At 42.8% G+C, this 12,707-nt stretch carries 12 protein-coding genes; 11 read left to right on the top strand and 1 reads right to left on the bottom strand.

Annotation, left to right across the window (positions count from 1 at the left end; translation table 11 throughout):
* The first annotated feature begins 156 nt into the window (after positions 1-156).
* The 7 genes from AC1DO4_RS23800 (at position 157) to AC1DO4_RS23770 (ending at position 7,659) form a co-directional block, all read left to right on the top strand.
* Positions 157-2,958 carry a TonB-dependent receptor gene (locus tag AC1DO4_RS23800; protein WP_477420058.1) on the top strand — a complete coding sequence of 934 codons (2,802 nt, stop codon included), beginning with the start codon at positions 157-159 and terminating at the stop codon, positions 2,956-2,958.
* On the top strand, positions 2,949-3,758 hold the full coding sequence (locus AC1DO4_RS23795; protein ID WP_477420057.1) for a DUF4249 domain-containing protein: 810 nt from the start codon (positions 2,949-2,951) through the stop codon (positions 3,756-3,758). Before AC1DO4_RS23800 ends, AC1DO4_RS23795 begins: the two co-directional genes overlap by 10 nt.
* 558 nt (positions 3,759-4,316) lie before the next feature.
* Entirely contained in the window at positions 4,317-4,922 is a 606-nt protein-coding gene (locus tag AC1DO4_RS23790) for a hypothetical protein (RefSeq protein WP_477420056.1), read from the top strand.
* 65 nt (positions 4,923-4,987) lie between these two features.
* The gene (locus tag AC1DO4_RS23785) at positions 4,988-5,509 is read left to right on the top strand and encodes a hypothetical protein (protein WP_477420055.1); all 522 of its coding nucleotides are present in this window, start codon (positions 4,988-4,990) and stop codon (positions 5,507-5,509) included.
* 15 nt (positions 5,510-5,524) lie between these two features.
* Positions 5,525-6,184, top strand: coding sequence for a hypothetical protein (locus AC1DO4_RS23780; RefSeq protein ID WP_477420054.1), 660 nt, complete (start codon positions 5,525-5,527; stop codon positions 6,182-6,184).
* Entirely contained in the window at positions 6,169-6,984 is an 816-nt protein-coding gene (locus tag AC1DO4_RS23775; RefSeq protein ID WP_477420053.1) for a sensor histidine kinase, read from the top strand. The genes AC1DO4_RS23780 and AC1DO4_RS23775 overlap by 16 nt, the downstream gene beginning before the upstream one ends.
* Positions 6,985-6,990: 6 nt before the next feature.
* Positions 6,991-7,659, top strand: a complete 669-nt coding sequence (locus AC1DO4_RS23770; protein WP_477401829.1) for a response regulator — start codon at positions 6,991-6,993, stop codon at positions 7,657-7,659.
* Between the two features lie 74 nt (positions 7,660-7,733).
* Here AC1DO4_RS23770 and AC1DO4_RS23765 read toward each other — a convergent pair whose 3' ends face one another.
* Positions 7,734-8,096, bottom strand: a complete 363-nt coding sequence (locus tag AC1DO4_RS23765; protein ID WP_477420052.1) for a hypothetical protein — start codon at positions 8,094-8,096, stop codon at positions 7,734-7,736.
* 294 nt (positions 8,097-8,390) lie between these two features.
* On the opposite strand from AC1DO4_RS23765, the gene AC1DO4_RS23760 reads away from it, so the two are divergent.
* The 4 genes from AC1DO4_RS23760 to AC1DO4_RS23745 all read left to right on the top strand — a co-directional run bounded on the left by AC1DO4_RS23760 (position 8,391) and on the right by AC1DO4_RS23745 (position 12,702).
* Positions 8,391-9,182, top strand: coding sequence for a CHAD domain-containing protein (locus AC1DO4_RS23760; protein WP_477420051.1), 792 nt, complete (start codon positions 8,391-8,393; stop codon positions 9,180-9,182).
* 127 nt (positions 9,183-9,309) lie between these two features.
* On the top strand, positions 9,310-9,990 hold the full coding sequence (locus AC1DO4_RS23755; protein ID WP_477420050.1) for a vWA domain-containing protein: 681 nt from the start codon (positions 9,310-9,312) through the stop codon (positions 9,988-9,990).
* A complete protein-coding gene (locus tag AC1DO4_RS23750) occupies positions 9,987-10,769 on the top strand; it encodes a PP2C family serine/threonine-protein phosphatase (RefSeq protein WP_477420049.1) in 783 nt (260 codons plus the stop codon). Before AC1DO4_RS23755 ends, AC1DO4_RS23750 begins: the two co-directional genes overlap by 4 nt.
* Positions 10,750-12,702 carry a protein kinase domain-containing protein gene (locus AC1DO4_RS23745; protein WP_477420048.1) on the top strand — a complete coding sequence of 651 codons (1,953 nt, stop codon included), beginning with the start codon at positions 10,750-10,752 and terminating at the stop codon, positions 12,700-12,702. Before AC1DO4_RS23750 ends, AC1DO4_RS23745 begins: the two co-directional genes overlap by 20 nt.
* Positions 12,703-12,707 lie beyond the last annotated feature (5 nt).

Below are 12,707 nucleotides of genomic sequence, written 5' to 3'. Positions count from 1 at the left end.
TAAGAAAATAAACTATTCATCACTCGCCACTCACTATTCACAACTCACCACACTACACAATACCCCTCTTTATCTACACAAGCCCTGCCAATGTCGCTTTTATTTTAGGGCATTAAAAATAGGGTGCAATTTCGGCACAAAGAAAATACCCCCCTGATGAAGAGATTTTCCTTATTGTTATTTATTAGTATCGGTTTAGGTCATTCGGCCGTACAGGCGCAGCAAACGCAAAAAAAATTGAAAGACATCATCGTTAACCATTTTTTTGCCTGCCCGCTCGATCAACTGTTTGATACCCTGGCCATGAATTACCAGGTACGTATTGTGTTTGACCGCGAACCGCTGAACGCCATGGATGTGGTGGAACATTTTTTTGAAGAGCCGCTTAAAGATGTAATAAAACAGGTTTGTAGAGAAAATGATCTGAAATACTGGATTGAATCTAACGGTACTATTTACATCCTCCAAAATACCGACGATCTGGCAAGGCTTAAAAAACTCAACCAGCTATCATTGCAAGCTGCCAACGCCAAAATAAAACGCCATAAGCGCGATGATGATGAAGACGAGCCCAAACTGGTACCCAAACACTTTATGGTGAGCATTAACGGGCGGGTGGTTGACCAGTTAACCGGCGAGTCGCTCCCTTCTGCCACCGTTCGGGTCCGTAACACCGATCTGAATACCATGACTAATGCCGAAGGTTATTTTACCTTTCTTAGGGTGCCATCAGATACCTGCATTGTTGAGGTATCGTATGCCGGCTATCAAACAGATTTTTTCAGGCTCAGCAGCGAAAAGATTAATTCAACCCTTATCTGCGGCATGTACTCATCATTAAACACCTTAAATGAAGTTAGCATCACCGGTAAAAAAAGCGGGGTAATGAATACCGATAGCAGGCAGGTGGGCGTATTACAGCTTTCGCCGGCCAACCTGGATAAACTACCAACCATGGGCGATAAAGACATCCTTCGGGCATTTCAGCTGATGCCGGGGGTAAGCGGCACCAATGAATCGTCTTCGGGAGCTTATGTTCGGGGCGGTACACCCGACCAGAACCTGGTACTGTTGGATGGCTTCACGATTTACCAGGTAGATCATCTTTATGGTTTCTTCAGCGCCTTTAATGCCAGCGCGGTAAAGGATGTACAGCTATATAAAGGCGGCTTTACCTCCAAATACGGCGGCAGGCTATCAAGCGTTACCGAAATTAATGGCAAGGAAGGCAACAAGAACGAAACCAATATGGGTGTAGATCTGAGTCTGCTGAGCGCGAGCGGCTTCCTGGAAACCCCACTATCAGATAAATCATCCCTGCTGCTGGCCATCAGGAGATCATACCAGGGACCTTTTTACAACAAAATATTTAACCAATTTAACCAAACTACTACCTTCCAGGGCGGTGGTGGAAGTGGCCGCGGCCCGGGCGGGCCCGGCGGTGGCTTTGCCAACCAGGTAACGCCAAGCTCGTTCTTTTACGATGCCAATGCCAGGTACACTTACAACATCAGTCAAAAAGATAAGGTTTCTGTAAGCTATTACTCGGGTACCGATAAAACCGACAATAGCCGCGACCTGGGCCTGCCGCCGGGTTTATCATCATCGGGTGCCGGTATTGGTATTACCGATTATACCAAATATGGCAACCTGGGCAGCAGCATCAAATGGTTCAGACAATGGAATAAAAAGCTGTATTCCAATAATTACATCACCTACTCCTCCTATTTTAATAATCGTAACCGGGGAAGTTCGGGCGGATCATTGCTGGATAGTAACGGGATAGCGCATACCTTTAGCAACAATACTATCGAAAACAATAACCTGAAGGATGTTGGCTATAAATCTGAATGGGAATGGCAGGCCAGCAACACTTATAAATTGCTGTTTGGCGGATTTATTTCTTATAAGAAGATAGATTACGAATACACCCAGAATGATACCAGTAAGCTGATAAATCAGCATAACAATGCCACGCTGGAAGGTGTATACGCCGAGCTCGCTATCGACCCAAATAACAAGCTGCATTTACAACCAGGTTTACGCGCCAGCTATTACGGCCCTACAGCAAAACCTTATTTTGAACCTCGCCTATCGGCCAGTTATAACCTTACCGATAGGTTCACCGTGAAGGGGGCCACGGGCCAGTTTTACCAGTTTGAAAACCAGGTGATCCGCGAGGATATACTGGCAGGCGACCGTAATTTTTGGGTGCTATCCAACAACAGTAATATCCCGGTAGGCAGGGCAAGGCATTTTATAGGTGGTGTGAGCTATGAAACCGACGAATTTTTGATAAGCGTGGAAGGTTATTATAAAACCCTGAGCGGCCTCACCCAATATACGGTAAGGCAAACCCGAACAGGCGGCCGCTTTATGAACCCAAACACTACCCAAACCGTAACCGAAGATTTTTACCAGGGCACAGGCCGTGCCAAAGGTGTTGAAGTGCTGGTACAAAAAAAGATGGGTAATTATACCGGCTGGGTAAGCTACACCCTGGCTAAAGCTCAAAACAAATTCAGCGCCTTTGGTGATTATTATTACGATGCCAACCAGGATGTGAGGCATGAGTTTAAATCAATCAACATGTATCATTACGACAGGTGGAACTTCGCGGCCACATTCCTGTTCAGTACCGGCAGGCCGTACACCGCCCCCCTATCAACCTACACCATTAAAACGGCCGATGGCAACAGCACAACGTACCTTAATATCAGCGACAAAAACGGTGAGCGCCTGCCAGCCTATCACCGTTTGGATATGTCGGTATCTTACGACCTGCTGAAGATAGACGGGCATAAGATAGGCTCCATAGGGCTCTCGTTCTTTAATGTTTACAACCATACCAATACCTGGTACCGCGAGTACCAAATGCAAAATAACCAGGTGATAACCACCAATGTTAATTACCTAGGCTTTACCCCCAACCTAACTTTAAGTTTAAGATGGAAATAAGAACATACATCCGCCATATAGTATTAAGTTTAATAGCAGGCCTGTTCCTGCTGGCATCCTGCAAAAAAAATCAGTCGGATATATTAGCTACCAACAAACCTGTGGTTGAAGCCTACCTTATCCCCGGCCAAACATTAAGCGTAAAGGTTTATCAGCAAAAAGATCTTGCCGACACCGCAACGTATGGGGCCGCACTTACCGGTTTAAGCATCAGTGTATCTGATGGCAGCCAGCGTGTTAAACTTACCGAGTCGGCAAGCGGCACTTATACCTATGCCAGCTCATCGTTTGTAACCAGTGGTAAAACCTATACTATGCAGTTTAATTATGATAATGTGACTATCAGCGCCAGCACGGTAATGCCTGGCAAGCCGCAGAATTTCGCCATATCGGATAGTGTTTTTCATGTACCCAGTTCTATCAACCCGCTTTATGCCGATGTGGTAAGGGCAACCATTAGCTGGTCGAACCCGGATTCATTATACCACCTGCTGGTATTTAAAAACCTTGATAACGACCCCTATTATATATCGTACATCCGTAGTAATAACAGGCCCAGCTTCCAGATCAATACGGAACAGGCCTCTTATTACAACCTTCTGCAATCGTCATTTAAATATTACGGCCACTACCAGGTGATCCTCATGCGGGTAAATAAAGAATATATCAATATCCTCACCACCAATATATCGCGCAATTCGCAGGCCCTGGTTAACGAGCCTACCAACGTTATCAACGGGCTGGGCATTTTTACAGCTATGCAAACGGATACTTTGAGTTTGAGGGTTACTACGCAGTAGGTACCTCATTTATCGTTCGAATATATTGTGTTTAACAACTACCCACGACGATATTGTGGGGCTTGAGCCTATTCCCGTAATTGTGTTCCACAAACTATAATAGCCGCATTACTTTGTGCAGGCTGTTTACTATATTAAAGAAAAAACAGTAAATCGATATTAAAGATTTATATATAAAATCATCTTATATAATACAACAACTTTTTATTTACTTATTTCGTAAAAGCCGTTGAAGAATTATTTCTTAATAATTAAGAAAAGTCCTTTATTTGTATAAACCAAAGTTATAATGTAAACCCAACTATTTTTTTACTTATTGTAATTAAAGTTGTTTGCGCTGTTTTAAAACTCCCCTATAAACAGCGTCTCACACGCCTGAAGTCTGCTTTTTATTTTATAAAAGCAGGTAAAAATACCTGTTTCCAAAAAGGGGATTTTTTACTCATTCCCTGGCGCGGTCAGTTAAATATATTTGTATTAATAGTTAAGAAATATTAAAATAAGTTATAAGTTTAAAAACCAATTACAACAAGTATTAAACACCTAAATTATTAAAAAATGGGACAATTCGCTTCGGTTACAAACTTAACTATGCCCGAGATTGTGGCATTGGTTGTGCAATCAGTTAAAGATACCACACTGGCGCTTTCTGATTTAAATGTTATTATACAAGGGCTTACCCCCCGTTCGTCTGACGCACCACCACCAACCTATTCTAACCTGGAGCTGGCCGTACCGGCTGCGATTTTAGCTGCGGAGAGCGATTCAACTTTTATTTTTAATGGACTATTTCCCACCATTACACTCCCCTCTTCATCGCAGGATGCCGGTGTGGTATTAGGCTATAATGTAAACGGAAACATTCAGGCTTTAACAACGCAAATAACGGTCGACCTGATTAACTGGGGCATCCAGATCCCGGGCGATGATGTTGCTTTAATAGCCGCCTGCATACAAGGCCAGGTTGATAACAGCGACCTTACACCATCAACAACATACGGGCAGGTAAATATTGCTGATAGTAACCAGCTTGATGAAGTTTTAGGCTGGGTTGCATCATTCGGCGTGTTCCGCACCGGTTACAATCCAGATGGTACCATTAACCAGGCTGTTATTTACAGCTTTTGTGCGGCTGTTGGCGTACCCGAAGTTGTAATAATTTAAATGACTAATACTATTATACTTTAAACCAGTTAACTTAAAATACAAACCTAAAAAACATTATTATCATGAATAACATCGAAAGTACAACTTCTGGTCAAAGTGCTGTCAGCAGCAGATCATCATTATCCGATAAACCCCGTATTCCGTTGGCCGAGGCAGTATCAAGAGCCGAAAACTGGCGTAATCTTGTTGTTAATTTGCCTGCAGAAAATACATCAAATGCTTCGGGAACAAATAATGGGATAGATGTATCCAAACAACGCATTTTTAGAGCTATTAATATTAACATTACCGATGTAAAGGATCTGATGGAAGACCATCCGCAAGCTAAATCAATCCGGCTTTATTTAAGTTTGCAGGATCCCGACTATCCCTATCAGATCACCGGTATGCTGGTGCCGGTTGATGCCAACAACCATGATATGCTAACCAAAAAATCGGTGAGTGAAGGTTTAATAAGCGAGGGTGAGATAGTAAATAGCGCAAGTGAGTCAACCATTTACGATTTTACACAGCCTTGTCCGTCCTTATGCGATACATCAAGCCCGTTATTTAACAGCACCAATAGTTTAGAAAACTATATATAAACCAATAAGCCCGTTATGCCTTCAGCCAAATTTATTTTTATGGGCTTAATTGTTCCGGTTTCCGTTTTAATCCCTATCAGTTTCGCCGTTTTTAAATATAAGCATGCTGATAGGGCACTTTTGCTCATCTTATACTATTTATTATTGGATGGTTTGGTTAACATACTAACAGCGGTTCTGGCGGATATCCGGATAAATAATCTTCCCCTTTTACACATATTCACCATATTGGAATTTTTGCTGCTTTCATTTTTTTATATAAAGATTTTAAAGGAGGGATTGATTCGTAAAATCATCAGGTTTTTAATTGTGGTATTTCCGCTGATCTGTATCATAAATCTTATTTTTTTCCAAAGCATTTTTCGCTTTAATACCTATACCAGGCCTTTAGAAGTATTGATGATAATGGCCTATAGCCTGGCTTATTTTGCCCAGATAAATGAAGCCGACAACGAAAAAAGCTGGAGCAGTAACCCCTTAAACTGGATTAATACAGGAGTACTTTTATATTTTTCGGGAGCATTGTTTGTGTATTCCTTTTCAAATTTAACAACCGCTTATACCAGCCCCAAATATTACTTACTTAATCTGTTAATATGGAATATACATGCCGCGTTACTGCTGGCTATGTATCTTTTGTTTTCGTGGGGGTTTTATATATGCAGAAAGACGTAGGCGAAAATATTTATGTGCTGGTAATTATGTGTACAGGAGGTATTGCCTTATTGGTGATATCATTTGTTATTTTGTTTATACGTAATCAAAACAAGCTGCTGCAACAGCGGGAAAGCTTGCACCATGCTGCTATGGATCATCAAAAAAATCTGCTCCATGCTGTAATACACTCCCAGGAGGAGGAAAGGAAACGCATTGGCCAGGATCTGCATGATGAAGTTGGCGGTTCGTTATCAAATCTAAGAATGCTGATTAACCGGCTTAATAATAATGATGTAGCTGAAAATGATGTGCTGCAGGCCGGGTTTTATAAGCAGCTGATAGATAAGATCATTGAAAATGTGCGTAACATATCTCATAATCTTTCGCCGCCGGGCCTTGAGTTGTTTGGGTTTTCGGAAGCATTAGAAGAAATGCGGGACGTTATAAGTAAGGGGCACGATTCGCTTATTTCTATAACCAACCATGCGGCCATGTCAACAGACACCTTACCTAAACACGTAGCACTGGCCCTGATAAGAGTGTTGCAGGAACTGGTTACCAATACACTAAAACATTCCGGGGCTAATTATATAGGCATATCACTTTTCATGAAGAACAATTTGCTATCTATTCATTATACCGATAATGGCATCGGTTATAATATGGATGATAAAAAATTAAAAAAAGGCATGGGCATGCAAAATATCGAGAGCCGGCTCATGATGATCAATGCAAGGTATTCGGTTAAAACACGCGCCGGTGAAGGTTTTTCTATGTTTATTTACCTTGACCCTCAAAAAGACATCGGCCCTAATTAATATKATATGAAAAAGATCCGTATTGTTGTTGCTGATGATCAGACCCTGTTCCTGGAAGGGCTGGTTAATTTATTGAGCACCAATCCCGAATTTGAGTTGGTTGGCCATGCCGAAAACGGACGCGTTTTGCTTGAGCAGCTTAAAAACCAGGCTACACTGCCCGATATTGCACTGATAGACATGAATATGCCTATCATGAACGGGGTTGAACTGAATGCAGTTTTACATCATAAATATCCTTCCATAAAAGTTATTGTACTATCGGTGCATGGCGAAGAGCGGTATATGAGTAAAATGATTGAAGCCGGGGCATGTGGTTATCTCAAAAAAAATTGCGAAGCACATGAGCTCTTTCAAACAATCATCAATACCCACCAACTGGGTTTCTATTTTAACAGGGAAGCTGTTAATGCCATGAGGAACGCGGCGCATCATCGTAAAGCAGGCATTCAAAATCTAAATAATATCCCTATATCATTAACCGAAAGGGAATCGTTGATATTAAGGATGATCTGCGACGAATTAACTAATACCGAAATAGCAGACAAGCTATTTATCAGCAGCCGCACTGTTGATGGGCACCGTACCAATTTACTCGCAAAAATTGGCTGCAAAAACACGGCAGGCCTGGTCATTTTTGCTATCAAATACGGCGTTTTTGAAGTAGAGTTTTAAATTTCTGAACCCTCTTATTTTCTAAGCAACTATTAAATATAAATCAAAGGTGTTTGTAAGAGAAGCTATGAACATTAATTAGCTGCCCGACTCAACGTATAATGTACCCTGGAGCCATTCAAAATAATATTCATGCCAATGGAGTCAGCATAAACAATACCGTTATGAGGAATATCCCGCCCATTCACAGTAACCTTAAAATGCAGCCCGCTGGTATCCAGTTTCCCTTCCTGGATGCGGAACTCGCCGAGCTTACTTTTGGCCGTACCGGCAACGGAATCGCCAAGCAGGGTAAAATTATAGGTTAAGGGATATACCGTGCTATCGGCAGTCATTAGCTTACCGGTCCATGTGCCTGAGAGGTGCGGTAGAGTGACGGAAAGTAAGATTACAAGGCAGGCAATGGCTTTAACAGCAATAAGTATGGTCCTTTTCATCAATTGCGATTGGTCAGGTTGTTATCAATAGTTTACAACCACAAAAATAACATTTACTGTTTCATCTGCAATCCGTGTTTTCACGGTATTTGTACCCCGTCAAAATTCAGGTTTTATTTTCAATCGCCCCATTTGTTATAGGTTTATTGCAATTAAAAGCCGCAAGCGTCTTCAAGTATACAGCTGTTTTTAGTATATTACATTTATATTAATTAATTTCACATAAATTGCTATAATTATATTGTAAATCAATGTATTGATTTTAAGCTTTGTGCATACTGCTTTAATATTGTTATGAAAAAAAAGGAAGAAATAAAGTACATTGATAAAGAATGGAAGGACATGAAAACCAGCCTTGAGTTGTATTTAAGCAACGAAAGGCCGGAAGACCTGCATCATTTCAGGGTACAGGTTAAAAAATTACGCGCCTTTTTTATATTATCGGATAGTGCAAAACGTCATCCCCAGTTAGCCAAACACTTTTTACCTGTGCGTAAAATTTTTAAACAGGCTGGTGAGATCAGGAACGCTTATACAAACCTGGAATTGGCTAAAACTTATAAAATAGATAACCAGGAATTTTTAAACAACCAGCAGTTGCTATTTGATGAAGCTAACAAAAAATTTAAAGCGAATGCAAGCTCGTATTTAAAGAAACTCAAAGACTCGCATCAAACGCTTAAAAGAAAAATAAAACCCATCAGCGATTGGCATATCAACCAGTTTTACCTGCATCAGCTACATACAATTGCGGGCTTGCTTACCATACCTGAGTTTGACGATCGGTTACATGATTCCCGTAAGCAGATAAAAATTTTAATCCACAATCATAAAATAGCCCATACAGCACTGCATACAGGTATAAACGGCGACTATTTGGACCAGGTGCAAATAGCCATAGGCGACTGGCACGATAATGTACTGGCAGCAGAGCTGTTTGCCGGTGATAAAGCAAAAAGCAATGTGGCGCTTAACAAATTAAAAAAGCAGCTTGTAAAGCTTAAAAATACGGTAAGCGATATTATCACAGATTTTTATAACCGGGCAACAATTGTGGTTGACTTACCTGTGGAACAAATAAGCTAAAAGCTAAGGAAGCATTACGGTCTCCTTTCGCAATAAAAAACTTAGTACTCTTCCCAAAACCAAGGCTCACCCCTGCTGGTTTCCAATTTTTCGTAATTTAGCGTTTTATAAAAAACAGAAATATTATATGAGTATGGATGAATATGTTTCGTTTGAACAGATCCCCTTTGGTTCGGATGATTTCGCCAACAACCCCGAGTCGAGATGCCCTTGCCTGTTGCTGTTGGATACCTCTGGCTCTATGGGTGGGATGCCCATACAGCAACTAAACGAAGGTGTGTTAACCCTCAAAAACGAACTGGTGCAGGATTCTTTAGCATCAAAAAGAGTGGAGGTGGCTATTGTTACCTTTGGTCCGGTTAACCTGCAGTCTGACTTTACTACCGTTGATAACTTTTTCCCCCAAACCCTTACCGCCGAAGGTGATACTCCTATTGGCGCCGCCATTACCATGGGGATTGATATGATTGCCCAACGTAAACAAGTGTATAAGGAGAATGGCGTGGGCTATTATAAACCCTGGATCATCCTGATCACGGACGGCGCTCCTACTGATAGCTGGTCGCACGCGGCGCAGCTGATCAAAGAAGGGGAAGAAAAGAACGCCTTTGCCTTTTTTGCTATTGGTGTAGAGGGTGCAAGCATGGATACGCTGAGCAAGCTATCTGTTCGCAGCCCCATCAAATTAAAAGGACTGATGTTCAGGGAGTTTTTCCTGTGGCTATCCTCTTCTATGAAAATGGTATCAAGTAAAAATCCGGGCACTCCAACCAAATTACTGCCGCCATCGGGCTGGGGAGAGGTATGATCTGGAAGGTGATTGCACAAAGCGTTATCGGTACATCACACATCGCGGCAGGAAAAACCTGCGAGGATGCAGTACATTTCAGCCTGGCAGAATTGCCGGGCGCAGATGAGGCCCTCATCTGTTTTGTAAGTGATGGCGCCGGCAGCGCCGCCTATGCCGCCGAAGCATCTGCTTTAGCGGTACAACAGGCTACCGACATTATGTACAACTGGATCCTGGCTGAAAAGCACATAGACGACGCAGCTTTAATTGAACTTGCCGAAACGATATATGACCGGCTGGACGCGCTGGCGACAGAAAGAGATGCATTGCTTAATGAATTTTCATGTACCCTGCTGGGCTTTGTAATACTGCCCCAAAAAGCTTGCTTTATGCAGATAGGCGACGGAGCTATTGTACGCAATGATGGCAGCGGTTATTTTACGCACCTGTGGTGGCCACATAATGGCGAGTACCAGAATACCACTACTTTTTTGATAGATGACCCGAACCTGCGGAACCTGAAAACCAAAGTAATAAACGAAAGCATTACCGAGGTAGCCATTTTTACCGATGGCTTGCAGATGCTGGCCCTGAACAACGAAACCGAAACCGTTCACCAGCCATTTTTGAACGACCTGTTCAAAGTGCTGCGGATGGCAGAGAGCCCGGAACATATAGAGATCCTGAACAATAAATTATCCGGTTACTTAGCCGGCGATACCATTAACAGCCGCACCGATGATGATAAAACATTGCTGCTGGCCACCCGATTAACACATGGCAAACCAGGCATATAAGGGAGCTACAGATACCCCTTACCTGGCAGGCCGCCAGATTGGCGAGGGCGGTGAAGGCACTATACACGAAGTACAGGGCAACCCGGCGCTGGTGCTTAAAGTGTACAAAGAAGCCGTTGACCGCGACAAGGCGGAAAAACTGCTGCACATGGCCTCCATAACCGATGCCGAACTGACCAAATTTGCGGCCTGGCCTTTGGATGTGATCCGGGATGGCGCGGGCAGGGTATCGGGCTTTGTAATGAAAAAGCTGCTGGGCTTTGTTCCACTGCACATGCTGTTTAGCCCTATGGACCGTAAAAAACTGTTCCCCGATAAAGGTTATAACTTTTTGGTACATGTGGCACGCAACCTGGCTACGGCCTTTCATAAGATACACCAGTTGGGTATAGTGGTAGGCGATATCAATGAAGCCAATATATTGGTGAACGGAACTGGTATGGTAGCGCTGATAGATTGCGACTCGTTCCAGGTAAAGAACGGCAAGCGTTATCATTTTTGCGAAGTGGGCATCCCAAGGTATACCCCGCCCGAATTATTGCAGATGCGATCATTTGAGAACGTGGTGCGTACAGTAAATACAGATAGTTTTTCTTTAGCTACCCTCATTTTCCAGTTGTTGTTTATGGGGAGAGCGCCTTTTACAGGGGTTAACCGCAGTAAAGAGGATTTTGAGGAAGACCAGGCTATCCGGCAAAAAGAGTTTGCCTACTCGCTGCACAAAACCAATAAGAAACTGACACCAGCACCCAACAGTTTAAACCTGAAGGATTTTACACCAGGTCTTATCAACTCTTTTCATGCCGCATTTGATGGCACAACACCCAGGCCCACACCAAGACAATGGGTGGTCGATCTGGAAGAACTGAACAGGGAAATGATCAATTGCAACCGCTCACGGCTGCATTATTATTCAAAAACTATGCAGCAATGCCCCTGGTGCGCATTCAGGGACAGGGCCGGGATAGTTTATTTTATGGAGGATAGCCACCTGAAAGGCATCCCCGAATTGCAGGATATTGAACAGTTTGTGAATGGTTTTAAGCTGGAAAACCTGGAAATAAGGAAACTGGCAGACACCTATACCTCCGGCACGATAAAGGCCGCCCCTGTGGAGCAAAAGTTTAAAACCCTTGCTTACATCAATATAACCATACAAATCATTACTTTACTGGTTACATTAAGTGTTAGCATGACGGAGAGCTGGTGGTTTGCCTTTGCGGGAGCACTGTTCCTTTTGCTATATAACACCATGGCGCCTGCCCAAAAACAACTTAAGGCCGAACTCAAAAACAGGAAAGCCAATCATGAAATCTTAAAAAACCGGTTCCAGGCGCTGGTAAAAAAGCACAACCAGCCAACCGAGCTAAACCGCTATAACCAATCGGCAAAAAATCTGACTGACCTGATTACGGCCTTCCGATCGTTACCGGCAGATTTCGCGGCTAAAAAAAGGATGATCGAGGAAAAATATTATAATATCAAATACCAGGTACACCTGCTGCAATTTGATATCCGTAACTACCCTATCCCCTCCTTTGGTGCGGCGAAAAAGCAACTGATCTTTACCAATGGAATCCGCACAGCGGCAGATATGTATAAACTAAAAACCCATAAGATAAGCGGCATCGGCCCCAAAAACATCCAGGTGCTGCTGGATTGGCAAAGGCAAATGGGGTCTGGTTTTACTTATACACCGGATACAGAGGCAATCGACCGGGAGATCAATTTCATAGCCAACGAGATCTACATCAAAAAACGCAAACTGGAAAACGACATTAAAGCCGAATACAAGGGATTAGCAACACTCAGAGCAAGTATTATCACTGGCACCGGGTTATTGGAGCGGCAATATCTACAGCTCGGCACAAAGCTATACCAATCACAGGTTGATCTTGAGGCTTTTGAAAAGATTGCAGGAAAGTGGTTTTAATGCTA

The sequence above is a fragment of the Mucilaginibacter sp. P5_A6 genome, assembly GCF_056400585.1.
The sequence above is the reverse complement of the archived record's forward strand: the minus strand, read 5'-3'. Positions and strand labels throughout refer to the sequence as shown.